The sequence below is a fragment of the Puerhibacterium puerhi genome, from assembly GCF_009846865.1.
GTDB lineage: Bacteria > Actinomycetota > Actinomycetes > Actinomycetales > Cellulomonadaceae > Puerhibacterium > Puerhibacterium puerhi.
The window spans coordinates 88,534-112,354 of sequence record NZ_WUWN01000002.1 but is presented as its reverse complement, the minus strand read 5'-3'; the positions used below and the strand labels follow the sequence as shown (position 1 = coordinate 112,354).

Here is a 23,821-nt window from a genome sequence, read left to right as displayed (position 1 = left end):
GGCTCCCTCCGGCCACCTCGGGTCGACGCCGCCTCGACGTCCCGCGGCGAGGGTGCCCGGGAGTCCCGCGCGACGACGTCTCGGGACCAGCGTCCGGCCGCAGGGCCGTGGCACGTCACCCCGAGACCGCCCGACCCGGTGCGCCACGAGGTCGCCGACGTGGGGCGGCGCCGTCCCGCCGGCTCGACGCACCAGGCGCGAGCGGCGGCGCCCCGTCGGAGGAGCACCCCGTGAACGATCGACAAGGTGGCGAGCGCTCCGTCGGCGCACGAGGCGCCGCAGTCACACCCGCGCCAGTCCGGGACCGAGCACCGCGCCCGCCCTCGGAGCGGCGCCGCATGACCCAGGACTACTCCGTCCTGGCCCGCAGGGTGCGCGAGTCGGGGCTCCTGCGGCGGCGCTACGGGTACTACTGGACGCACCTGGTCCTGACCGTCGCGGCCTGGGTCGCGGCGTGGGCGGCGGTCGCGCTGGTCGGCGGCTCCTGGTGGCAGCTGGCGATCGCCGCAGCGCTCGGCCTCGTCCTGGCGCAGCTGGCGTTCCTCGGGCACGAGTGCGCCCACCGCCAGGTGTTCCGCTCCCGCGCGTGGAACGACTGGACGGCCCGGGTGATCGCGAACGTCCTCGTCGGCATCTCCTACGACTGGTGGACCGCCAAGCACGACGCCCACCACGCCGCGCCGAACCAGGAGGGCAAGGACCCGGACGTCTCCCCGGGCGTCATCGCCTTCACCCCGGCCGTCATGGCCACGCGGCGCGGGTGGCGCCGGTGGGCGGCGCGTCGGCAGGGGTGGTTCTTCCTCCCGCTGCTGACGCTGGAGGGGCTCAACCTCCACGTCGCCAGCGTGCGCACCGTCCTGGGCCGGGCCCCGGTCCCCCACCGGGCGGTCGAGGCGCCGTTGCTGCTCGCCCGGCTCGGGGTGTCCGTGGGGCTGCTGTTCGTCCTGCTGCCGCCCGGGCTCGCGACGGCGTTCCTCGGCGTCCAGCTGGCCGTCTTCGGCGTGGTGCTGGGCGGCAGCTTCGCCCCCAACCACAAGGGCATGCCGGTCGTGCCGGCCGCCGCCGAGGTCGACTTCCTGCGCCGGCAGGTGCTGATGTCGCGCAACATCCGCGGCGGCTGGTGCGTCGACCTCCTCATGGGCGGGCTCAACCGCCAGGTCGAGCACCACCTGTTCCCGAGCATGCCACGGCCCAACCTGCGCCGTGCCCAGCCGATCGTGCGTGCCTACTGCGCGGAGCTCGGGGTGCCGTACGCGGAGGTCGGCTTCTTCACCTCCTACCGGATCGTGATCGGCTACCTCAACGACGTCGAGAACCAGGGCCGCGAGCCGTTCACCTGCCCTGTCGCCAGCACGTACGGCCGCTGACGTGCCCGTCCGTTCCACCAGGCGGGACACCGCCAGGGCGCCCGGACAGCGGAAGGGGGCCACGCACGGCGCGGCCCCCTTCCGGCGTCATGCCGTCGACGCGGTACGCGCCGACGGCATGAGCTCACAGTGCGCGGATGTTGGTCGCCTGGGGGCCCTTGGGGCCCTGGGCGACGTCGTAGGCCACGCTCTGGTTCTCCTCCAGCGAGCGGAAGCCGGTGGCCGCGATCTCGCTGTAGTGGGCGAACACGTCGGCGGTGCCGTCGGAGGGGGCGATGAAGCCGAAGCCCTTGTCGGCGTTGAACCACTTCACGGTGCCGGTAGCCATGATGTCTTCTTTCGTCGGTGCGACCGGCCCACGGGCGTGGGTCCGGGTGCTGCGCCTGGTGAGGCCCAGTGGTTGGTGGGGTCTCGCCGCGAGGGCCCGTCCAGCGCGTGCGGAGCGGCGAGGAGCCGGCTCGCGTGGTCGAGCGCGGCGACGACCCGGAGCGGTCGTGTGTAGCGGTCGTGGACGTGGAAACCGTCCGGAAGCTGGGTGACCAGCCCGGCGTACTCGCCGTTCGACGTCGCGACCCAGAGGTCGTCGTCGGCGCGGCGCAGGACGACCTGGGGTCGAGATGCACCCCCGGGCGCGGTTGCGGCCTCAGGGCGTTCGATGGTGGGACAGGTGATGGAAGAAGTGATGTTCTCTGCTCTCGCTCCGCGCTCCGTGGCGCGGGATCGTTGGCGGCAGCTCCTGCTGCCCCGCGCGTGGCCTAGCTCCGATGCTGAGGACCGAAACGTCGTGGGGGTTCCACGACCAGAGCGCGACCCCCGACGTTACAGCATGTCGTCCGGCACGGTCGCACGCAGCCGCCCGGCTGCGTCCCTCCGGGCGCTCGGGGCGGGCGTCGGCGGGAGGCCGAGGCGCCGCGCGCCGCGGAACGAGCGACGGCCCTGGCCTGCGGTGATGCAGGCCCGAGCCGTCTCGTCCGGTCGGGGTGACAGGATTTGAACCTGCGACCCTCTGCTCCCAAAGCAGATGCGCTACCAAGCTGCGCCACACCCCGGTGGCCGCGCGGCGAGCCCCGTGCGGCCGCGGTCAGTCTAGGGCCGCGGGCGGCCGACGGCGGACCTCGGTGTTCTTGCTATGGTGAGGCCCGCGCTCGACGCCCCGCCTCCTCGCGGGTGCCGTCGCAGCCGTGCGGGCGTAGCTCAATGGTAGAGCCCCAGTCTTCCAAACTGGCTACGCGGGTTCGATTCCCGTCGCCCGCTCCCCGTCCTCCTCGAGGCCCACCTCCCCGAGGCCCGTGGCGGCGCCTCCCGGCGCCGCGACGTCGGCCTCCACCTCGTCCCACCACGGCCCGTAGCCGAGCCGCGCCTGCTCGGCGGCCACGACCTCGCGCGCCAGGCCCGGCGTCGTCACGTCGACCGCCGCGGTGGCCGCGGCCACCGACGAGGCGCGCACGTAGGCGTCGAAGACCTCCCGCTTGCCGGCCAGCAGCTCGACCATCCGTTCGTCCACGGTGTCCTCCGCCAGCAGCCGGTGGGCGCGCACCGTGCGGGCCTGCCCCATGCGGTGCAGCCGGGCCACGGCCTGCTCCTCCGCGGCGGGCGTCAGCTGCGGCTCGCACAGCACGACGACGCTGGCGGCCTGCAGGTTCAGCCCCGTCCCGCCCACGGTCACCTGGGCCAGGAGCACCGGCGCGCCGGCGTCGGCGGTGTACGCGTCCACCAGCGCCGCCCGCTCGGCGACGGGCACGTCGCCGGAGAGGGGGCCGTGCACCGGCACGCCCCGCTCCCCCAGCGCCCGCCCGGCGACGTCGAGCACGTCCTTGAAGTAGGAGAAGACGACGGTGGCGCGGCCCTCCGCGCGGGCCGCGTCCACGATCTCCAGCAGCCGCGCGAGCTTGGCGCAGCGCCGCGGCCCCGCGGCGCCCGCCGCCCACGCGGCCCGGCGCATCGCCATGAGGTTCCCCGCGGCCACCGCGGCGCGGTAGTGCTCCGCGTCGTCGGCCGTCGGCTCGACCCAGTCGTCCGCGGCGAGCACGCCGGGCAGCTCGACGAGCACGTCGGCCTGGTTGCGACGCAGGTACACCGGGGCGACGGCGCGGCGGAAGCCGTCCGGGCCGAGCACCGCCAGCGACCGCGGCAGCCGGTCCACCAGCTCCGGCTGCAGCACGCGCACCAGCGCGAGGAAGTCCTCCAGCCGGTTGTCCATCGGCGTGCCGGTGAGCATCAGCACCCGCCACACCCGCTGCGCCCACGCCGCGACGGCGCGGGCCCGGCGGGTGGCCGGGTTCTTGACGTAGTGGGCCTCGTCGACGACCAGCAGCCCGACGTCGGGGACGTCGACCGGCACGTGCGCCAGGCCCTCGTAGGAGGTGACGGCGACGCCGCCGTCCGCACGCCACGCCCGCGCCGCGGCGTCGCGTCCGGGGCCGTGCAGGCGGTGGGCGGTGAGCGTGGTGCGGGCGCCGACCTCCCGCGCCCACGTGGCCAGCAGGCTCGCGGGGCACACGACGAGGAACCGGCGCTCGCCGGCCGCGGCGAGGTCGGACATCACCGCGAGCGCCTGGACGGTCTTGCCCAGGCCCATCTCGTCGCCGAGCAGCGCGCGGCCCTGGTTGAGCGCGAACCGGGCGCCGAACTGCTGGTAGCCGCGCAGCGCCACGGTCATGGCGGACAGGTCGAGGGGCCGGGCCTCCACCCGCTCGACGAGGTCGGCGGGCAGCAGGCCGCGCGCCGCTAGCGCCGTCGCTGCCTGCGGGACGACGTCCTCCAGTGCGGTGTAGTACTCGGCCGGGCGCGCGAGGAAGTCGCGCGCCAGGTCGAATGGTCCGGGGTCGGGGCGCTCGACGGCGGCCTGCAGGTCGGCGAGGACGCGCGGCAGGTCCGCCGCGGCGAGCCAGGGCTCCCACGCGGCCAGGGAGGCCAGCGCGGCGCGCGCCTCGCGGCGGGCGCGGGGCAGCGAGAAGGCCAGGCGCAGCGCCGAGGCGGCGCGCCGGGCGGGCGCGAGCGCGGCCCCGGCGGTGCGGGCGTAGTCCGTGAGCGCCGTGCGGTGCGGCTCGACGAGCGGGCGCAGCCGCAGCAGCCGGTGCAGCAGCGCGAGCAGCCGGTCGGCGCCCTCGGGGGTCGGCAGCCCGGCCCGGTCCACCTCGACGCGCAGCGGCCGCAGGGTGGCGGCTGCACCGGCGAGCTGGTCGACCGCGGCGACGACGGCCTTGGCGGTGGTCGGCCCCACGCCGGGCAGGGCGTCGAGCTCCTGGGGGCCGACGCCCAGCAGGTCCTCCGCGGTCGCGTACCCGGCGGCCTGGACGGCGGCGAGCCGCAGGTTGCGGTCGGTGGTCTCGCCGAGGCGCTCGACCGGCACGAGGGCGAGCTCGGCGCGCACGCGCCGCCGCTCGTCGTCGGCCACCCAGGCGGCCACGGCGACGACGGTGCCGTCGAGGTGGTCGAGGATCCCGCGGGCCGAGCTGACGAGCGCCTCGTGACGCCGAACGAGCTCCCGCGCGGCTTGGCGGGACGGGACGTCCGCGGGCGCGGCGGGCAGGGGCTCGGGCACACCCCGAGCGTAGGGGCAGGCGCACCCGGCGTCGCGGCACACCCGACGTCGCGGCACACCCAGCGTCGCGGCACACCCAGCGTCTGTTCGGTGATTCGTTGGCTGTTCGGCGATCCGGATCGCCGAACAGCCAACGAATCACCGAACAGACCTGCACCAGGCACCCCGACGCGCGAACAGCCGCGTGCGCCCGGTGAACCCCGGCGCCCCGACGCGCAGAGCGGCGCCATCCCCGCCCGGGCGGCGCGGCGACCTGGCGCGGGCGGCGTCGGAGTGGCTAGGTTGTCCGTAGGAGCCGAGCCGGCCGAGAGCCGGGCTCACCAGCGGACACGGAGGGAGCCGAGCATGCGCACGCACGCCGCCGTCGTCCGCCTCGCCTCCGCCGCCTGCTGCGCTCCGGGCTGCGGCCCCACCCGGGCGCGCGCCTGTCGCTGTCTGTAGGGCGTCCACGCCACGCCTGACCCGCCGCCCTCGGGCGCGCGGGCCGCGGCGCCCGTGCGACGCTCGTTCCCCCGCCCCGGCTCCTCCCGGTGGCGCGACGCCCGGCCCGTGACCAGGCTGGAGGCGTCAGCCCCCTGCGACGCGGCTCCCGCGCGGCCCCGGCACGCCGCCGGCACCGGCCCCGCACGCGCCACCCCACGCACGCACGCACGCACCACCGCACGACCGACCCGAGAGAGAAGGACCGACCCACCATGGCCCGCATCTACGACGACGCGACCAAGCTCATCGGCGGCACCCCGCTGGTGCGCCTCAACAAGCTCACCGAGGGCCTCGGCGCCACGGTGCTCGCCAAGCTGGAGTTCTACAACCCCGCCAACTCGGTGAAGGACCGCATCGGCGTGGCGATCATCGACGCCGCCGAGGCCTCCGGCGAGCTCAAGCCGGGCGGCACGATCGTCGAGGGCACGTCGGGCAACACCGGCATCGCGCTGGCGTGGGTGGGCGCGGCCCGCGGCTACAAGGTCGTGCTGGCCATGCCGGAGACGATGTCGAAGGAGCGCCGCGCCCTGCTGCGCGCGTACGGTGCCGAGCTGGTGCTCACCCCGGGCGCCGAGGGCATGAAGGGCGCCGTCGCCACGGCCGAGCGCATCGTCGCCGAGCGCCCCGGCGCGATCCTGGCGCGCCAGTTCGCCAACCCGGCGAACCCGGAGATCCACCGCCGCACCACGGCCGAGGAGATCTGGGCCGACACCGACGGTGCCGTGGACGTCGTCGTGGCCGGCATCGGCACGGGCGGCACCATCACCGGCGTCGGGCAGGTGCTCAAGGAGCGCAAGCCGGGGATCCAGATCGTGGCCGTCGAGCCCAAGGAGTCGCCGATCCTCAACGGCGGTTCCCCCGGCCCGCACAAGATCCAGGGCCTGGGCGCCAACTTCGTGCCCGAGCTGCTCGACACGAAGGCCTACGACGAGGTCGTCGACGTCGACGCCGAGACGTCGGTCGAGTGGGCGCGGCGCGCGGCCAAGGAGGAGGGCCTGCTCGTGGGCATCTCCTCGGGCGCGGCGCTGGCCGCGGCCGCCGAGGTGGCCGGCCGCCCGGAGAACGCGGGCAAGACGATCGTCGTCGTCGTCCCGGACTTCGGCGAGCGCTACCTGTCCACCATCCTGTACTCCGACCTGCTGGACTGACGTTGACCGACCTGCGCGCCGTGCGGGAGGCGACCCTCGACGGTCGCCCCGCCGCCGAGCCTGAGCACCCCATGCCGCCGGGCCACCGCCCGGGGCTGCGCCACCTGTGGGAGATCCTCCAGGAGGACCTCGCCGCGGCGCACGCCCACGACCCGGCGGCCCGCACACGCCTCGAGGTGGCCCTGGGCTACCCCGGGGTGCACGCGCTGTGGGTGCACCGGCTCTCGCACCGGATGTGGCACCACCCGCCGCTGCGGCTGGCGGCCCGGCTGCTGTCGCAGGTCGCGCGGTTCGTCACCGGCATCGAGATCCACCCCGGGGCGGTGATCGGCCGGCGGCTGTTCATCGACCACGGCATGGGCGTGGTGATCGGCGAGACCGCCGTGATCGGCTCCGACTGCATCCTGTTCCACGGCTCCACGCTGGGCGGGCGGTCGATGACGCGCGGCAAGCGCCACCCCACGCTCGGCGACCGGGTCATGGTCGGCGCCGGCGCCAAGGTGCTGGGGCCGGTGACGCTCGGGGACGACGTGCAGGTCGGCGCGAACGCCGTCGTGGTCAAGGACGTGCCGGCGGGCGCGGTGGCGCTCGGCGTCCCGGCCCAGGTGCGCATGCCCCGCCGCCCAGCGGCCGAGCGCGACAAGCACGCCGACCCGGCGCTGCTCATCGAGTACATGATCTGAGCGCCCGGGCCCGGCGACGGCCGGGCCCGCGCCGCAGCACCGCCCGCGACGGGGGTGCGGCCGCCCGGCCGCACCCCCGTCGTCGTACCTCCGGGCCCGGCGCGGCAGGTTGTTCGCATTGACATAGAACAACTAGGGTGACCGTGTGCTCTGGACCGTCGACCCCGCCGCCGAGGAGCCGCTGTACGCCCAGCTCGTCGCGCAGGTGCACCTGGCGCTCGCCCGCGGCGAGCTCACGCCGGGCGAGCGCCTGCCCGCCGCCCGAGAGCTGGCCACCTCGCTCGAGGTCAACGTGCACACGGTGCTGCACGCCTACCAGCAGCTGCGCGACGACGGCGTGCTCGAGCTGCGCCGCGGGCGCGGCGCCGTCGTCGTCCAGGGCGCCGGGACGGCCGGCCGCGACCTGTCGGTCGTCGAGCGCGCGCTCGCCGCGTTCGTCGACGCGGCACGCGGCGCCGGCCTGTCCACCGAGGCCACCACCACCCTGCTCAAGGAGGCGCTGAAGGGATGACCCCGAGGACGACGACCCGACGGTGGCGCGCGAGGCGCGGCACCTCCCGCCGGCACGCGCCCGTCCTCGTGGCGGGCGGCGTCGGCCTGGCCCTCGCCGTCGTCGCGGCGGCCGTCGCGTGGGGCTGGCGCGACGAGCTGCCCGACCCGGTCGCGAGCCACTGGTCCGGCGCCCGCGCCGACGGCTTCATGAGCCTCGAGGCCGACCTGGCGGTCATGGTCGGGACGTCGGCGGCGTTCGTCGCGCTGTTCGTCGCGATCGGCGTCCGGGCCGGGCAGTCCGCGGCCGCGCGGAAGGTCGCGGCGGCCGGGGCGGTGGGCCTGAGCGCGCTCATGGCCGTGCTGGTGCCCGGCAGCCTCGCCGCGCAGCGCGGGCTGGCCGACGCGGCGGACGCCCCCAACCCCGGCACCGCGACGGCGCTGTCCTTCGCCGCCATGGTCGCGCTCGGCGCGGCGGCCTGGTTCGCCGTGCCCGGCGACCCGCCGAGCCGCGCCGACGGCCCGGTCCCGGCGGACGCCCCGCGCGTCCCGCTCGGTGACGGCGAGCGGGCCGTGTGGCTGCGCCGGGCCGCCGGCGGCGTCGGCATCGCGATCGGCGCCGTCGCGGTGCTCGTCGCCGTGTCGAGCGCCCTGGCGAGCGGCACCTGGGGCACCCTCGTGGTGCCGCTCGTCCTCGCCCTCGTGCTGGCCGCGATGTTCGCCTTCACGGTCCGGGTCGACGCGACGGGACTGACGGTGCGCTCGGCGCTCGGCTGGCCGCGGTCGCACGTGCCCGCCGACGAGATCGAGCGGGCCTCCGTGGTGCAGGTGCGCCCGTTCGGCGACTTCGGCGGCTGGGGCTGGCGCATCGGGCGCGACGGCCGGGTCGGCGTGGTGCTGCGGGCGGGCGAGGGCCTCCTCGTGGAGCGCTCCGGCGGCCGCTCGCTGGTGGTCACGGTGGACGACGCCGCCACCGCCGCCGCGCTGCTCAACACGATGGCGGAGCGGGCGCGATGAGCCGCCGCACCGCCCCCATCCCGCCGGCCGCCGGGCCCGCCGGCTGGCGCGGCCCCGTCGTCTTCGTCGCGCTGGCGTGCGCGCTGGGCTGGCTCGCCGCCGCCCCGCTGTACGCCACGGGCGGGCTGGCCAGCCCGCTGTTCCTGCCGCTGTCGCTGCTGGTGATGACGACGCCGGCGGTCGCCGCCCTCGTCACCGTGCGGTGGGTCGACGGCGAGCGCGCGGTGTGGTCGCGGCTCGGGGCGGTCTCCCGGGGCCGGTCGGTCGCCGCGATCCTGGGCTGGGCGGCGATCGCGCTCGGCGTGCTGCTGGGCGCCGTGGTGGTCGCGCTGCCGGTCGGGGCGGCCCTCGGCGTCTACCCCGCGGACTTCACGGGGCTGTCCGGGCTGCAGGCCGTGCTCGACGCGCAGCTCGCCGCCCTGGGCGCCCCGCCGGTCGCGGCGCCGCTCGGGCTCGTGCTGGCCGGCCAGCTCGTCAACGTCGCGATCGGGTCCGTGATCAACACGGTGCCGGCGGCCGGCGAGGAGCTCGGGTGGCGCGGCTACCTGTTCCCGCGCCTGCTGCCGCTCGGCACCGTCCCGGCGGTCCTCGTCTCCGGGGTGGTGTGGGGGCTGTGGCACGCTCCCCTGCTGCTGCTCGGCTACAACTACCCCGGCGCGCACCCCGCGGTCGCGCTGGCGGCGATGTGCGGCATGTGCACCGTGGTGGGCGGCCTGCTCGCGTGGGTGCGGCAGCGGTCGGGCTCGGTGTGGCCGGCGGCGCTCGGGCACGGCACCGTCAACGCCGCCGCCGGGCTCGGCGTCGTGCTGGCGCGGGCGGGCGAGACGGTCGACACCGTCCACGCGACGATCCTCGGCTGGTCGGGGTGGATCGTGCCGGCGCTGGTGCTCGCGCTGCTGGTGGCACGGGGGGCGCTACGCCCCCGACCTGTGGCCTGAGCCGTCGGCCCGGTGGCCCCGGGCGAGCGGCGCGGGCGCCGTGGCCAGCCACGCGTCCTCGAGCGCCTCCGCGAGCTCCTCGGGGCCGACGGCGTCGAGACGCACCAGCACGACCGGGTGGCCGTCGAGGTGCGGGATGTCGAGGAACGTGGCCGGGTGCTCGGCGAGCACCGCCTGCTTCTCCCCCAGGTCCTCGACCGCGAGGGCGAGGACCGGGCCGGCCGGCACGGGCCGGTCGCCGAAGCGGCGCACGTCGGCCTTCGAGAACGGGCGCAGCCACGCGAACCGCCGCCCGCCCACGAGCCAGGCGCGGTGTCCGTAGGAGGTGCCTTCCTCGACCCCGGGCAGCGCGGCCGCGAGCCGCGCGACGTCGTCGACGCTGACCACGTGCCGACCGTAGCCGCAGGGGCCCCGGTCGGCACGTGGTCGCGCGCACCGCCGTCAGCGGAAGCGGCGACCCTCGTCGCGGCGGTAGGCGGTGACCGCCAGCGCGGCCAGCACCACGACCCACCCGGCCAGCACCGCCCAGGCCGCGCCGTACGCCGGCTGCCCGGTGAGGGCCTGCACCAGCAGGTCGCGCCCGGCGCGCGTCGGCGTGGCCATGGAGATCCCGTCCAGCCACGCCGGGAAGAGCTGCGGCGGCATGAACAGCCCGCCGGCGAAGGCGAGCGGGAACAGGATCACCTGCACCACGGGCAGCGCGGCCTTGGCCGGCAGCGCGTAGCCCACGGCCATGCCGAGCAGCACGAACGGCACGGAGACCAGCAGGATCGTGCCGACGCCGGCCAGCAGGCGCACGGCGGCGACGCCGGCCTCGGTGAACAGCCAGCCGATGACCGTCAGCGGCACCAGCCCGAACAGCGCGAAGACCGCGCCGTTGCCGATGCGCGCGACCATCCGCGGCGCCGGCCCGGCCGGCAGCGAGCGCAGGAACGGGTCGAACGGCAGCTGGCGGTCCTCCGCCACGCCCAGGCCGTACGTGAACAGGCTGGCCGAGCAGACGGCGAACAGGCTCAGCGAGGCCACGGCCGTGGTCGCCGCCACCGGGTCGCCCGCGACGGCCTCCTGCGGCACCACGAAGAAGAACATCGCCAGGGCGGGGAACAGCAGGTTGCCCAGCACCGCGATCGGCACCCGCACCGTCTCGAGGAACTGGTACCTCAGGTGCAGCCAGGTCAGCCGGAGCGTCCCCGGACCGGCGGGCCGGCCCGCCCCGGCCGCCGACGTGGCCGGCGTCGCGCGCGTCGTCGTGCTCATCGGGCTGCCCCCTGCTGTGTCGTGACCGCCGTCGTGGCTGACGTCGCTGCCACCGTCGTGCCCATCGCGCCCGCGGCGCGCCGCGCCGCGCCGTCGTGCGCCACCATCTGCTCGAACGCCTCCTCCAGGCTCGCCCCGCGGACCTCCAGCCCGCTGAACGCGACGCCGGACAGCACGAGGTCGCGCACCAGCGCGTCGGCGTCGGGCGTGTAAACCTCCTGCCGGTCGCTGCCGGGGTCGCGCTCGGCGCGCACCACGCCCGGGCGGCCGGACAGGTCCTGCGCGCTGTGCACGACGACTCGACGCAGCGACACCTGCCGCAGGATCTGCTCGAGCGGCGCGTCGGCGCGCACCACGCCCTGGTCGATGACGACGACGCGCTGCGCGAGCGCCTGCACCTCCTCGAGGTAGTGGCTGGTCAGCAGCACGGTGCCGCCCCCGGCGTGGTACGCGCGCACCGCCTCCCACAGGGCCTGGCGCCCCGAGACGTCGAGGCCGGTGGTCGGCTCGTCGAGCAGCACGACGCGCGGGCGGCCGACCATCGCGAGCGCCACCGCCAGGCGGCGCTTCTGCCCGCCGGACATCGCGCCGGTCTGCCGGCGCGCCAGGTCGGCGAGGCCGAACTGCTCGAGCAGCTCGCCGGTGGGCACCGGGTCCGGGTAGTGCCCGCCGACGAAGTCCACGACCTCGCGCACCCTGAGGGTCGCGGGCAGGCCGCTCTCCTGCGGCGTGATGCCCAAGCCACGGCGCGACGCGGCGTCGCGCGGGTCGCCGCCCAGCAGGCGCACCGCGCCGCCGTCGGGCCGGCGCAGGCCGCTCACCAGCGACAGCAGGGTCGACTTGCCGGCGCCGTTGGGGCCGAGCAGGCCGACGAGCTCGCCCGGCGCGACGGCGAGCGAGACGTCGTCGAGCGCGACGACGGTGCCGAACCGGCGCGTCACGCCGGTCACCTCGATCACCGGCGCGGCGGTGGGTGCGGCGGTGGGTGCGGCGGCGGTGTGCCGCGGCGGGGCGTGCGGGCTGGGCGGGGTGGTCACGATCCGGCTCCCTTCAGGAGGGCGTCGAGGGCCTCGGTGTAGTCGTCGAAGGCGCGCCGACCGCGCGGGGTCAGCGCCACGTAGGTGGCGGGGGTGCGGCCCTCGTGGGTCTTGGTGACGGCCACGTAGCCGGCGTCCTCGAGCTTGCGCAGGTGGGTGGACAGGTTCCCGGCCGTCATCTCGAGGAGCTTGCGGAGCTTGGGGAAGGACAGCTCGTCGCCGGCAGGCAGGGCGGCCAGCGTCGCGACCAGCCGCAGGCGGGCGGGCGCGTGGATGACGGGGTCCAGGGCCTCAGGCACGGGACGGCCCCTCCCCCGCCACCACCGACGGCGCCGCCGCGCGGCCGGCGCGCCGGCGCCGGGACCGCAGCACCTGCTCCAGCGCCGCGAGCAGCAGGAACCCGCCGCCGCCGGCGAGCGCCATCACCAGGTACGTCAGCGGGATGCCGACGAACGAGGCCACGGCCGCGACCAGCAGGATCCACACGCCGAGCACGTAGAGCCGGGTCTCGCCGAACACCATGCCGCCGGCGAGGTAGAGCAGGCCGACGACGAGGCAGGCGGTCGCGTTGCTCGCCAGGCCCATCACCTCGGGGCTCGCCCCGGCGCGGGCGAGCCCGCCCTGGATGAAGGCGATCGCGAGGAAGCCTAGGAACCACGCCCAGCCGTAAAGGGCGCCGGTGCGGGCGCTGGCTCCCCGGGTGCCGGCGGTGCGGGTCACGGTGTGGACGATGGTGAAGGCCACCGCAGCGAGGATCGCGCCGCCGAAGACGGCGAACGCCCACGGTTCGGGCTGCCCGGACGCGCCGGCCGCGCCGTCGGCCGTGCGCCGCGAGCTCGACCAGAGGCACAGGTAGCCCACGAGCCAGGCGGCGCCCCACGCGGCATAGAGGGCGCGCCCGTCCGGCTCCGTGGCGGCGCGCGCGCGCTCCTGCTGCTCGCGGATGAGCCGCAGGCTGGCCGCCGCGTCGAGCGTCACCTCGCCGGGCTCGTCGGGCCTGCCGGTGCGGGCGTCGTCGGTCATGGGGTTCCTCTCGGTCGGTGCTGCGGGTTGCCGGGCGTCGGTGTGGGGTGCGGCTCTGCAGAGTGGTTTGTGCTGCAAACTAGTCTGCACCATCTCGGACGTCGTGTCGAGACCCGGCCGCGCTAGGGTGGGTCGGCGTTACCCGGGACGGCGCGTCCCGGGCATCCGACTCGACGAGGAGCCACCCGTGCGCATCGGCATCCAGACCGGCTACTGGTCCCGCAGGCCCCCGACGGGCATGGTGCCCGCCCTGGTGGCGGCCGAGGCGCTGGGCCTCGACTCCGTGTGGACCGCCGAGGCGTACGGGTCCGACGCCTTCACGCCCCTGGCCTGGTGGGGCTCGCGCACCCGGCGGGTGCGCCTGGGCACGGGCATCGCGCAGATGGCCGCGCGCACCCCGACCGCCACTGCGATGCACGCGCTCACCCTCGACCACCTCTCGGGCGGCCGGTTCGTGCTGGGCCTCGGCGCGTCCGGCCCGCAGGTGGTCGAGGGCTGGTACGGCCAGCCGTACCGTCGGCCGCTGGCCCGCACGCGGGAGTTCGTCGACGTCGTGCGCGAGGTGGTGGCCCGCGAGCGCCCGGTGACCTACGACGGCGACTTCTACCGGCTGCCGCTCCCCGCCGACGCGCCCGGCGCCACCGGCCTGGGCAAGGCGCTGCGGCCCACGGTCCACCCGCGACGCCGGGAGATCCCGATCGTGCTGGCCGCCCAGGGCCCCCGCAACGTCGCGCTCGCCGCCGAGATCGCCGACGGCTGGCTCGCCGGCTTCTACGCCCCGCGGATGGACGCGACGTTCCGCGAGCTGCTCGCCGAGGGCTTCGCCGTCCGCCGCGAGGAGCGCTCGCCGGCGAGCGGCTTCGAGGTGCTGGCCACCGTGCCGGTGGTGGTGCGCGACGACGTCGAGGCCGCGGCGGACGTCATCCGGCCGCACGTGGCGCTCTACGCCGGCGGGATGGGCGCGAAGGAGGCCAACTTCCACAAGGCGTCGCTCGACCGGCTCGGGTACGCCGAGGCGCTCGACGAGGTGCAGGACCTCTACCTCGCCGGGCGCAAGGACGACGCCGCCCGGGCGGTGCCGCTCGAGCTGGTCGAGGAGATCGCCCTCGTCGGGCCGGCGGAGAAGGTGGCGCGCGACCTGGCACGCTGGGACGGCACCGCGCTGACCACCATGCTGCTGCAGGGCGACCCCGCCTCGGTGCTCACGGTGCTCGGCGCCGCGCAGGGCGCGCCGGGCCCGGACGGCACGACGTCGGCCGCCGGCCGCGTGCGCGCGACCGCCGCGTCGGCGCTGGCGCGGGTGGCGCCGCGCAAGGCCTGACGCCCGCCCGGCTGCGTCAGTCCGCCGGCGCGTCGTCGATGCCGGGGAACCAGACCGCCCGGCGCAGGTCGACCCGCCGGCCGTCGCGCGCCAGCGGGCACCCCTCCGCGCGCAGGGCGTCGAGGGCCGCGGTCACCAGGTGCGCCGGCGGGGCGCCCGCCGCGTTGACCACCCGCCACCACGGCACGCCGTCGTCGACCGCCGGGCCCACCACGACGGCGCCGTCGGGCACGAGGTGCGCGTAGCGGTCGCCGGAGCCGGCCAGCACCCGCCCCACCTGCCGCGGGCCGCCGCGGTGCAGCGTCTCGGCCACCACCTCCGCGACCAGCCCGTACGTCGTGGCCCGGCCGGACGGGACCTGGCGCACGACGTCGAGCACGGCGGCCGCGTACTCCTCGGGCGACCCTGGCGGGAGCGCCGCGGGGTCGCCGGAGCCGTCGCCGGGCTCGTCCACCGGGTACGGGGCGCCGAAGGGCCAGGTCACGCGGCCAGCGTAGGCCGCTCGCCGCGACGGCGACGAGCCTCCGCCACAAATCGCTGGCCGCGCAGGCGGCCCCGGCCCCAGGATCGGGCCGTGACCACCCCGCAGCCCACCGCCGCCGAGCCCACCGCCACCAATCCCGCCGCCGCCGAGCCCTTCTCCGTCACCGTCGCCACCCCCGGGTGGCGGGCCGCGGCCGAGGCGTGGGTGCGCGACGCCGTCGGGCGTCGCGACGCGCGGGTGACCGGCGTCGAGCAGCCGCGCGTGCGGCCGTGGTCCACCCAGCTGGTGGTGGACACCACGGCCGGGCGGTTCTGGTTCAAGGCGTGCTGCCCCGCGCAGGCGTTCGAGCCGGCGCTGCAGGCGCTGCTGGCCGACCTGGTGCCCGGCGCGGCGGACGCCCCCGTCGCCGTCGACGCCGACCGCGGCTGGCTGCTGACCGCCGACCGCGGCGCGACGCTGCGCGAGGACCACGAACCGACCCCGGACGACTGGGCGGCCGTGCTGACGGCCTGGGTCGCGGTGCAGCAGGCCCTCGCCGCGCACCGCGACGCGGTGCTCGCCGTCGGCGTGCCGGACTGCTCGCCCGCGACCGTGCCCGCGCGGTTCGACCTCATGCTCGCCCGGCTGCGGGCGCTGCCGGCCGCCCACCCCTCGCACCCCGACCCGGACGCCGCCGCCCGGCTGGAGGCCGCGCGCCCGCGCGTGGCGGCGGCCGCCGGGCTGCTCGCCGCCGACCCCCTGCCGGCCAGCCTGCAGCACGGCGACCTGCACCCGGGCAACGTGTTCGCCACGCCCGGCGGGCTGCGGGTGTTCGACCTCGGCGACGCGCAGTGGGCCCACCCGCTCGAGGCGCTCGTCGTGCCGCGCGCCGTCATCGGCGCCTCCGGGCTGGACCCGGCACCCGCGCTCGCCGCGGCGCGCGCCGCCTGGGGCGCCGCCGACGACGCCGGCTGGGACGCGCTGCTGCGCGCCGCGGGGGTGACCCACGCGGTCAACCGGAGCCTCACGTGGTGGGACTGCCTCGTCGGGGCCACCGACGCGGAGGTCGCCGACTGGGGCGAGGCGCCGCTGCGGCACCTGTCGCGGGTGCTCGAGGACGTCTGACCGCCGCGCGGCCAGGCGCCGCAGGCCGGTCACACGCGCGCCCGGGCCCGTCCGGGCCGGCGGCCCCGGCCGGGCGGGTCAGACCTGGCAGGCGGCGCACCAGAACAGGTTGCGCCCCGCCAGCTCCTTGACCAGCACCGGGGTGCCGCAGACCCGGCAGGGCAGCCCGTCGCGGTGGTAGACGTAGAACGCGTCCTCGGCCGGCACCGCCCCCGGGGTGCCGTCGGTGTTCTGCCGCGTACGGCGCCGGGGCGCGCCCGCCGCGTCCGCCGGCGCGCCGGCGGCCGCCGCGCCGGCCGCGTCGCGGTGCTCCGGACGGGTGGTGACGATCGCGCCGTGGTCGGCGCCGTCGCGCATGAGCACCACGAGGTCGTCCCAGATGCCGCGCAGCGTCTCGGCGTCGACGTCGCGGCCCGGCCGCATCGGGTCGAGCCGCGCGCGGTAGAGCGCCTCGGCGCGGTAGATGTTGCCGACGCCCGCCACCACCGCCTGGTCCATGAGCTGCTGCCCCACCACCACCCGCGAGCGCCGCACCCGGGCGACGAAGTCGTCGCGGGCTGCCTCGAGCGAGGCGCGGCCGCCGTCCGGCCGGATCGGGTCGGGGCCCAGCCGCGCCTCGACGGCGGCCTTCTGCTCGGGCGTGACGACCTCGCAGGCGGTAGGGCCGGTGAGGTCGGCGACGGCGTGCGCGCCGCGCAGCCGCACGCGCACCGCGCCGCGCGGGGCGGGCGGCGCCCACTGCGCGGCGCCGTCCGCGGCCGCCGGCGTGGGACCGGCGGGCACCGTCTCGCGCTCGCCGATCCGCCGGCGCGGTGCGCCGATGGCGTGCACGACCGCGGCGGTGCCGTCACCGGCGAAGGTCCACGCGCCGTAGAGGCCGAGGTGGACGCGCAGCCACCGCTCGGCGCCTGCCCGCGCCGCACCGTCCGCGCCGCCGTCGGGCGCGAAGCCCAGGAACAGCTGCTTGCCCCACGCCTCGGCGGCGACCAGCCGGGCCCCGTCGAGCAGCGCCGCGCCGGCGGCGAACCGGCGCTGCGGGCTGGTCACCGCCAGGCGCTCGCCGGCGAACAGCGCGTCGAACGCCCGCGCGAGGCGGTGGACGGTGTGGCCCTCGGGCACGTCAGGCGCTCGCGCCCGACCGCCGGGCCTCGTAGGCGGTCATCTGATCGATGCGGCGCTGGTGGCGCGGGTCGCCGCTGAACGGCTCGGCGACGAACGCGTCGACGATCGCCGTCGCCTCCTCGAGCGAGTGCATGCGCCCGCCGACCGAGACCACGTTGGCGTCGTTGTGCTGGCGCCCGAGCTTCGCCGTCTCGATCGACCAGGCCAGGATCGCCCGCACGCCGGGGACGCGGTTGGCGGCCAGCTGCTCCCCGTTGCCGGAGCCGCCGATGACGATGCCGAGCGAGCCGGGCTCCGCGACGACGGCCTCGGCCGCCGCGATGCAGAACGCCGGGTAGTCGTCCTGGGCGTCGTACTCGAAGGCCCCGTGGTCCACGACGTCGTGGCCCTCGGCGCGCAGGTGCTCCAGGAGGTGGGTCTTGAGCTCGAAGCCGGCATGGTCCGTGGCGATGTGCAGGCGCATGCCGCCATTGTCCACCACCCGCCCGGGCGGTCCAGCAACCTCGCGGCGGGCCCCCTGCGGACGGTCGGGCCCGGCCTCTAGGCTGCCAGCATGACGACCGAAGCCCTGAGGTCCGGCATCGACCTCGACGCCCTGGACCCGTCCACGCGCCCGCAGGACGACCTCTACCGCCACGTCAACGGCCGGTGGATCGCGTCGCACGAGATCCCGGCCGACCGGTCGATGGACGGCTCGTTCCGCGCCCTGCACGACCTGTCCGAGGAGCGGGTGCGCGCGATCATCACCGACCTCGCCGCGCAGGACGACCTCGAGCCCGGCTCGACGCCGGCCAAGATCGGCGCCCTGTACGCCAGCTTCATGGACACCGAGCGCGTCGAGGCGCTCGGCACCGAGCCGATCCAGCCCGAGCTGTCGCTGATCGCCGGCGCGACGACGCAGGCGGAGCTGGTCGGCGTGCTCGGCGCGCTGCAGCGCACGGGTGGCGGTGGCGTCGTCGGCCTCTACGTCGACAACGACGCCAAGGACCCCGAGCGGTACGTCACCTACCTCGCCCAGGGCGGCATCGGCCTGCCGGACGAGGCGTACTACCGCGAGGAGCAGTACGCCCCGATCCGGGAGAAGTACACGCCGCACGTGGCCCGCATGCTGCGCCTGGCCGGCGTCGCGGCGGACTCGCCGTGGGGTGTCGACGCCGACGACGCCGCCGCCCGCGTCGTCGCGCTGGAGACGGCGCTGGCCGGCCACCACTGGGACGTGGTGCGCGACCGCGACGCCGACCTCACCTACAACCCGATGCCGCTGTCGCAGCTGGTGGAGCAGGCGCCCGGCTTCGACTGGGAGGCGTGGGTCACCGCGCTCGGCGCGCCCGCCGGCGCGCTGGACGACGTCGTCGTCCGCGAGCCTTCCTTCGCCACGGGCTTCGCCGCGCTGTGGGCCTCCGAGCCGCTCGAGACCTGGAAGCTGTGGGCGGCCTACCACCTGGTCACCGCCCGCGCGCCCTACCTGAACGACGAGCTGGTCGAGGCGAACTTCGACTTCTACGGCCGCGTGCTGTCCGGCGCGCAGCAGGTGCGCGACCGCTGGAAGCGCGGCGTCTCGCTGGTCGAGGGCGCGATGGGCGAGGCCGTCGGCGAGCAGTACGTCGCGCGGCACTTCCCGCCGTCGCACAAGGAGCACATGGACCGGCTCGTGGGCCACCTCGTGGACGCCTACCGCGAGTCGATCCAGCAGCTCGACTGGATGACCGACGAGACCAAGGCCAAGGCCCTGGCCAAGCTCGAGAAGTTCACGCCGAAGATCGGCTACCCCGTGAAGTGGCGCGACTACTCCGAGCTCGTCGTCGACCCCGAGGACCTGGTGGGCAACGTGCGGCGCGCGCACGCGTTCGAGCAGGACCGCGAGCTGGGCAAGATCGGCAGGCCGATCGACCGCGACGAGTGGTTCATGACCCCGCAGACGGTCAACGCCTACTACAACCCGGGCATGAACGAGATCGTCTTCCCCGCAGCGATCCTGCAGCCGCCGTTCTTCGACCCCGAGGCCGAGGACGCGGTGAACTTCGGGGGCATCGGCGGCGTCATCGGCCACGAGATCGGCCACGGCTTCGACGACCAGGGCTCCAAGTACGACGGCGACGGCCGCCTCGAGGACTGGTGGACGGCCGAGGACCGTGCCGAGTTCGAGAAGCGCACCAAGGCCCTGATCGCGCAGTACGACGCGTTCCGCCCGGCCCAGCTGCCCGAGGACGCCCCGCACGTCAACGGCGGCCTGACGATCGGCGAGAACATCGGCGACCTCGGCGGCCTGTCGATCGCGCTCAAGGCCTACCGCCTCGCCCTGGGCGGCTCGCTCGACGACGCCCCGGTGATCGACGGGCTCACGGGCGTGCAGCGCGTGCTGCTCGGCTGGGCGCAGGTCTGGCAGTCCAAGGCCCGCGACGAGGAGGCCCTGCGCCGCCTGGCCGTCGACCCGCACTCCCCCAACGAGTTCCGCTGCAACGGCGTGGTCAGCAACGTCGACGAGTTCTACGCGGCGTTCGACGTGCGCGAGGGCGACGCGCTGTACCTGCCCGAGGAGGAGCGGGTGCGGATCTGGTGACCCGCTGACGCCGGCCCGACGACGAAGGCCCCGCCCGCGATGCTCGCGGGCGGGGCCTTCGTCGCGCGTCCGGCACGCCTCCGGCGCGGCCGGGCTCAGAACGTGCCGATGCCCGCCTTGGCGACCGTGAAGCCGCGGCCGGACTCGTCGTCCTTGCACTGCATGCCGGTCTTCTCCGACGTGCAGGTGAACTGGCCCTCCGAGACGGACTCGCCGTAGTCGAGCCGGTCGAGGTCCCCGGACGCCGCCTGCGGCTGGTCCTGCGCGGCGACGCACGGCAGCTCGACCTTGCCGTCGGCCGCCGTGACGCGCACGACGTAGCCGGTGGTGCCGTCGCAGCCCTCGACGGGCGCGGGCTGCTGGTTCAGCGTGGCGATGCCGCACGTGACGGCGTCCTCGGTGATCGTGCAGGAGATGTTCCCGCTCGGGGAGGCGAACTCCGCGAGCACCGCGGCCGGGGTCGCCGAGGCGGTGGCCGACGGCGCGGTCGCCGCCGCGTCGCCCGCCGCCGACGTCCGCGGCGCCGGACCGGAGAAGAGGTTCACCGCGAAGACGACCGCCGCGACGATGAGCACGACGTCGAGCAGGATGAACGCGATCCACCCGGCCGACAGGCGCCGACGCGGCCGCTCGCCCGGGGTCGGCGCCGCGCCCGCCGCCGCGGCGGCCGGAGGCGCCGGGGTCGCCGGGGACGCCGGGGACGCCGCGTAGCCCGGGTGCTGGGCGTAGCCGGCCTGCGGCTGGTGACCGGGCGCGGGCTGCGGCGCGTAGCCCTGCGGCGCGGGTCCCGGCTGGGCGCCGTACGCGGCGGGCGCGACCTGCGGCGTCGGCGCGTACGGCTGCTGGGCGTACGGCGGCTGGGCGTGCTGCGTGGCGTACGGCGGCGCGTACTGCTGCGTGGCGTAGCCCTGCGGCGCGGCGGCCTGCGGCGCGGCGGACTGCGGCGGTGGTGCCGCGGCCGGCGGACCGGGCGGCGGCGGCACGGTCTGGGCGGGGGCCGTCGGGGCGCCGGGCAGGTCCACCGGCGGCATCGCCGCGGTGGGCGGGCCGGCGTCGGGCGCCGCCACCTGCTGCAGGGGCACCTCGTCGGTCAGCCGCACGGTCTGCTCGGCCGGTGACGGGGCGCCGGGAGCGAACGACGGCGGACGGCGCTCACCGCGCGGCACGCGCGGGACCGTGCGGCGCACGGGCGGCACGGCGCCGGGGGCGGCGGGCACGGGACCGCCGTCCGCGGCCGCCGGGTCGGGCGGCGGCGGGGGCGGCGGGACGGAGCCCGGGGTGTGCGGGCCGGACATGCGATCTCCCTCCGGGACGGTCCGGTGATGGGCCGGACGGGCGCGGTCGCGCGCCGGGGCGCGGCAGCGCAGCGGGCAGGATGTCACGGTTCGGTGACGCGCGTCGAACCAGCGCGGGCACCCGCGGGCGGGCCGGAGCGCCCCGCGGCGGCGAGTCGCGCCGGGTCGCGGTGCGGCCTCCTGCGGCGGCCGTGGTGGCCCCGGCAACGGCCCGATGCGAATGGGGTTGCCCGAGGTGAGAGGATCGACGACGGGTCGCAGGGGACCCACCGAACGCCGCCCCGCGGGCACGACCCGCGGCGCACACACCGAGGAGAATCTGTGCCCGGAGAGAACCTGACCCGTGCCGAGGCGATCGAGCGCGGGAGCGTCGTCACCGACGTCGAGTCCTACGCCATCGCCCTCGACCTGACCACCGGTCCCACCACGTTCGCGTCCACGACCACCATCCGGTTCACCGCCGTCGAGGGTGGCAGCACGTTCCTCGACCTGGTCGCCCCGGCGGTGCGCTCGGTGTCGCTCAACGGCCGCGAGCTCGACCCCGCCGAGGTGTTCGCCGACTCGCGCATCCGCCTCGACGGCCTCGCCGCGCAGAACGAGGTCACCGTCGTCGCCGACTGCGCCTACACGAACACCGGCGAGGGCCTGCACCGCTTCGTCGACCCGGTCGACGGCGAGGTGTACCTGTACACGCAGTTCGAGGTGCCTGACGCCCGCCGCGTGTTCGCCACGTTCGAGCAGCCCGACCTCAAGTCGCCGTTCCAGCTGACCGTCACCGCGCCGGCGCGGTGGGAGGTCGTCTCGAACCAGCCGACGCCGGAGCCGACGCCGGCCACCGCCGTCGAGGGCGACGAGGAGGCAGCGACCTGGACCTTCGGCCCCACCCCGCGGATCTCCACCTACCTCGTGGCGCTCGTCGCGGGCCCCTACGCCGTCGTGCGCGACGAGCTGACCTCCGCCGACGGCCGCACCATCCCGCTGGGCGTGTTCTGCCGCAGGTCCCTGTCGCAGTACATGGACGCGGACTACGTCTTCGAGACCACCCGCCGCGGGTTCGAGTTCTACGAGAAGACGTTCGAGTACCCGTACCCGTTCGACAAGTACGACCAGCTCTTCGTGCCCGAGTACAACATGGGCGCGATGGAGAACCCGGGCGCGGTCACGTTCACCGAGGCCTACGTGTTCCGCGGCCAGGTGCCGGACGGGCGCAAGGAGCGCCGCGTCGTCACGATCCTGCACGAGCTGGCCCACATGTGGTTCGGCGACCTCGTGACCATGAAGTGGTGGAACGACCTGTGGCTGAACGAGTCGTTCGCCGAGTTCGCCTCCACGCTCGCCACCGCCGAGGCCACCGAGTGGGAGGGCGCGTGGACCACGTTCACCGCCTCCGAGAAGACCTGGGCCTACCGCCAGGACCAGCTGCCCTCGACGCACCCGATCGTCGCGCCGATCAACGACCTCGAGGACGTGTTCGTCAACTTCGACGGCATCACTTACGCCAAGGGCGCCTCGGTGCTCAAGCAGCTCGTGGCCTGGGTCGGCCGCGAGGAGTTCATGAAGGGCCTGGCCGCCTACTTCCGCAAGCACGAGTGGTCGAACACCGAGCTGCGGGACCTGCTCGTCGAGCTCGAGGCCACCAGCGGCCGCGACCTCGAGGCCTGGAGCGCCGCGTGGCTCGAGACCGCCGGCGTCAACACGCTGCGCCCCGAGATCACCGTCGACGCCGACGGCACCATCACCGGCTTCGCCGTGCTCCAGTCGGCCCCCGCCGACCACCCGACCATCCGCCCGCACCGTCTCGGCATCGGCTTCTACGACACCGACGCCTCGGGCGCCGTGGTGCGCACGCACCAGGTCGTGGTCGACGTCGACGGCGAGCGCACGGAGATCGCCGAGCTGGTGGGCCGCAAGCGCCCGGGCCTGGTGCTGCTCAACGACGCGGACCTGGCCTACGCCAAGGTGCGTCTCGACGCCGACTCGCTGGCGTTCGCGGTGGCCAACCTGTCGAAGATCGCCGACTCCCTGGCGCGCGGCGTCATCTGGGGCTCGGCGTGGGACGCGGTGCGCGACGGCGAGACCCCCGCGTCGTCGTTCGTCGACCTGGTGCTGAACAACGTGCTGGCCGAGACCGAGTCGACCACGGTGACGATGGTGCTGGGCCAGCTCGCCACCGCGGCGGGCGTCTACGCCGACCCGGCGCGCCGCGCGGCGCAGACCGAGCGCGTCGCCGACGGCCTGTGGGACCTGGTCCGCGAGGCGCGACCCGGCTCCGACCTGCAGCTGCAGCTGGTGCGCGCGTTCGCCACGGTGGCCGCCACGCAGGAGCACGGCACCGCGCTGCGCGGCCTGCTCGACGGCTCCTCGCCGCTCGAGGGCCTGCAGGTCGACACCGACCTGCGCTGGGACCTGCTGCAGGGCCTCGTCGCCGTCGGCCTGGCCGACGACGCCGAGATCGACGCCCAGCTCGAGGACGACGACACCGCGTCGGGCCGCCAGGCCGCCGCGCGCGTACGGGCCAGCAAGCCGACCACCGCCGGCAAGGAGGCGGCGTTCGCCTCGATCGTCGACGACGACTCGGCGCCGAACGCGATCATCCGCGCCACCGCGGCCGGCTTCCGCCGCGCCGTCGACCCGGCCGTGCTCGCGCCGCTCGTGCAGCGGTACGTCGACGCGCTGCTGCCGATCTGGGAGTCGCGCACGTACCAGATGTCGGAGGAGCTCATCGAGGGCCTCTACCCGGCGCCGGTCGCGTCGGCCGAGCTGCGTGACGCCGTCGCCGGCTGGCTCGAGGCGCACGCGGACGCCGCGCCGGCCCTGCGCCGGATGGTGATCGAGTCGCTGGCCGACACCGAGCGGGCGCTGCGCGCCCAGGAGGTCGACGCGGCGTCCCACCCCGCCTGACGCCGAGATAGAGAACCCTTCTCGCGAGATAGAGAGCTCCCACCGCGA

At 76.1% G+C, this 23,821-nt stretch carries 21 protein-coding genes and 2 tRNA genes; 11 read left to right on the top strand and 12 right to left on the bottom strand.

Translation table 11 applies throughout. From position 1 onward, the window contains the following. Positions 1-338 precede the first annotated feature (338 nt). Positions 339-1,367, top strand: coding sequence for a fatty acid desaturase family protein (locus GSF02_RS02265; RefSeq protein WP_159792309.1), 1,029 nt, complete (start codon positions 339-341; stop codon positions 1,365-1,367). A 124-nt stretch (positions 1,368-1,491) separates the two neighbouring features. Here GSF02_RS02265 and GSF02_RS02260 read toward each other — a convergent pair whose 3' ends face one another. Beyond that, positions 1,492-1,695 (bottom strand): cold-shock protein, encoded by a 204-nt coding sequence (locus GSF02_RS02260; RefSeq protein ID WP_159792307.1) that lies wholly within the window; start codon positions 1,693-1,695, stop codon positions 1,492-1,494. 647 nt (positions 1,696-2,342) lie between these two features. Beyond that, positions 2,343-2,416, bottom strand: a tRNA-Pro gene (locus GSF02_RS02255). Between the two features lie 134 nt (positions 2,417-2,550). On the opposite strand from GSF02_RS02255, the gene GSF02_RS02250 reads away from it, so the two are divergent. Further along, a tRNA-Gly gene (locus GSF02_RS02250) sits at positions 2,551-2,621 on the top strand. Here GSF02_RS02250 and GSF02_RS02245 read toward each other — a convergent pair. Continuing rightward, entirely contained in the window at positions 2,593-4,911 is a 2,319-nt protein-coding gene (locus tag GSF02_RS02245; RefSeq protein ID WP_201308737.1) for a DEAD/DEAH box helicase, read from the bottom strand. The genes GSF02_RS02250 and GSF02_RS02245 overlap by 29 nt on opposite strands. Before the next feature lie 695 nt (positions 4,912-5,606). Between GSF02_RS02245 and cysK the strand changes: the two genes are divergently transcribed. The 5 genes from cysK (at position 5,607) to GSF02_RS02220 (ending at position 9,669) form a co-directional block, all read left to right on the top strand. Continuing rightward, positions 5,607-6,542, top strand: coding sequence for a cysteine synthase A (gene cysK, locus GSF02_RS02240; RefSeq protein ID WP_159792305.1), 936 nt, complete (start codon positions 5,607-5,609; stop codon positions 6,540-6,542). A gap of 71 nt (positions 6,543-6,613) precedes the next feature. Further along, positions 6,614-7,225 (top strand): serine O-acetyltransferase EpsC, encoded by a 612-nt coding sequence (gene epsC / locus GSF02_RS02235; protein WP_159792484.1) that lies wholly within the window; start codon positions 6,614-6,616, stop codon positions 7,223-7,225. 145 nt (positions 7,226-7,370) lie between these two features. Beyond that, positions 7,371-7,736 (top strand): GntR family transcriptional regulator, encoded by a 366-nt coding sequence (locus GSF02_RS02230; protein WP_159792303.1) that lies wholly within the window; start codon positions 7,371-7,373, stop codon positions 7,734-7,736. After that, complete coding sequence (locus tag GSF02_RS02225) at positions 7,733-8,731, top strand: DUF1648 domain-containing protein (protein WP_201308736.1); 999 nt, start codon at positions 7,733-7,735, stop codon at positions 8,729-8,731. The genes GSF02_RS02230 and GSF02_RS02225 overlap by 4 nt, the downstream gene beginning before the upstream one ends. Next, positions 8,728-9,669 (top strand): CPBP family intramembrane glutamic endopeptidase, encoded by a 942-nt coding sequence (locus tag GSF02_RS02220; protein WP_159792301.1) that lies wholly within the window; start codon positions 8,728-8,730, stop codon positions 9,667-9,669. The genes GSF02_RS02225 and GSF02_RS02220 overlap by 4 nt, the downstream gene beginning before the upstream one ends. On the opposite strand, the gene GSF02_RS02215 is transcribed toward GSF02_RS02220, so the two are convergent. The 5 genes from GSF02_RS02215 to GSF02_RS02195 all read right to left on the bottom strand — a co-directional run bounded on the left by GSF02_RS02215 (position 9,646) and on the right by GSF02_RS02195 (position 12,986). Next, positions 9,646-10,056, bottom strand: coding sequence for an MmcQ/YjbR family DNA-binding protein (locus GSF02_RS02215; protein ID WP_159792299.1), 411 nt, complete (start codon positions 10,054-10,056; stop codon positions 9,646-9,648). The genes GSF02_RS02220 and GSF02_RS02215 overlap by 24 nt on opposite strands. Before the next feature lie 54 nt (positions 10,057-10,110). Then, positions 10,111-10,926, bottom strand: a complete 816-nt coding sequence (locus GSF02_RS02210) for an ABC transporter permease (protein ID WP_159792297.1) — start codon at positions 10,924-10,926, stop codon at positions 10,111-10,113. Beyond that, on the bottom strand, positions 10,923-11,867 hold the full coding sequence (locus GSF02_RS02205; protein WP_159792482.1) for an ABC transporter ATP-binding protein: 945 nt from the start codon (positions 11,865-11,867) through the stop codon (positions 10,923-10,925). The genes GSF02_RS02210 and GSF02_RS02205 overlap by 4 nt, the downstream gene beginning before the upstream one ends. A 92-nt stretch (positions 11,868-11,959) precedes the next feature. After that, positions 11,960-12,262, bottom strand: a complete 303-nt coding sequence (locus GSF02_RS02200; RefSeq protein ID WP_159792295.1) for a winged helix-turn-helix domain-containing protein — start codon at positions 12,260-12,262, stop codon at positions 11,960-11,962. Next, on the bottom strand, positions 12,255-12,986 hold the full coding sequence (locus GSF02_RS02195) for a hypothetical protein (RefSeq protein ID WP_159792293.1): 732 nt from the start codon (positions 12,984-12,986) through the stop codon (positions 12,255-12,257). Before GSF02_RS02195 ends, GSF02_RS02200 begins: the two co-directional genes overlap by 8 nt. 187 nt (positions 12,987-13,173) lie before the next feature. Between GSF02_RS02195 and GSF02_RS02190 the strand changes: the two genes are divergently transcribed. Beyond that, positions 13,174-14,307, top strand: coding sequence for an LLM class F420-dependent oxidoreductase (locus GSF02_RS02190; RefSeq protein WP_159792291.1), 1,134 nt, complete (start codon positions 13,174-13,176; stop codon positions 14,305-14,307). Between the two features lie 16 nt (positions 14,308-14,323). Here GSF02_RS02190 and GSF02_RS02185 read toward each other — a convergent pair whose 3' ends face one another. After that, positions 14,324-14,791 (bottom strand): MGMT family protein, encoded by a 468-nt coding sequence (locus GSF02_RS02185; RefSeq protein ID WP_408003849.1) that lies wholly within the window; start codon positions 14,789-14,791, stop codon positions 14,324-14,326. Between the two features lie 90 nt (positions 14,792-14,881). Here GSF02_RS02185 and GSF02_RS02175 point away from each other — a divergent pair, with 90 nt between their 5' ends. After that, a complete protein-coding gene (locus GSF02_RS02175) occupies positions 14,882-15,895 on the top strand; it encodes a phosphotransferase (protein ID WP_201308735.1) in 1,014 nt (337 codons plus the stop codon). 78 nt (positions 15,896-15,973) lie between these two features. On the opposite strand, the gene GSF02_RS02170 is transcribed toward GSF02_RS02175, so the two are convergent. Both GSF02_RS02170 and GSF02_RS02165 read right to left on the bottom strand, forming a co-directional pair. Beyond that, positions 15,974-17,014, bottom strand: coding sequence for an Fpg/Nei family DNA glycosylase (locus GSF02_RS02170; protein WP_159792287.1), 1,041 nt, complete (start codon positions 17,012-17,014; stop codon positions 15,974-15,976). A 1-nt stretch (position 17,015) separates the two neighbouring features. Then, positions 17,016-17,480, bottom strand: coding sequence for a ribose-5-phosphate isomerase (locus GSF02_RS02165; protein WP_159792285.1), 465 nt, complete (start codon positions 17,478-17,480; stop codon positions 17,016-17,018). Positions 17,481-17,570: 90 nt separating this feature from the next. On the opposite strand from GSF02_RS02165, the gene GSF02_RS02160 reads away from it, so the two are divergent. Beyond that, the gene (locus GSF02_RS02160) at positions 17,571-19,577 is read left to right on the top strand and encodes a M13 family metallopeptidase (protein ID WP_159792283.1); all 2,007 of its coding nucleotides are present in this window, start codon (positions 17,571-17,573) and stop codon (positions 19,575-19,577) included. Between the two features lie 95 nt (positions 19,578-19,672). On the opposite strand, the gene GSF02_RS02155 is transcribed toward GSF02_RS02160, so the two are convergent. Further along, the gene (locus GSF02_RS02155; RefSeq protein WP_159792281.1) at positions 19,673-20,872 is read right to left on the bottom strand and encodes a hypothetical protein; all 1,200 of its coding nucleotides are present in this window, start codon (positions 20,870-20,872) and stop codon (positions 19,673-19,675) included. A 321-nt stretch (positions 20,873-21,193) separates the two neighbouring features. On the opposite strand from GSF02_RS02155, the gene pepN reads away from it, so the two are divergent. Continuing rightward, positions 21,194-23,773, top strand: coding sequence for an aminopeptidase N (gene pepN / locus GSF02_RS02150; protein WP_159792279.1), 2,580 nt, complete (start codon positions 21,194-21,196; stop codon positions 23,771-23,773). The last annotated feature ends 48 nt before the right edge of the window (positions 23,774-23,821 follow it).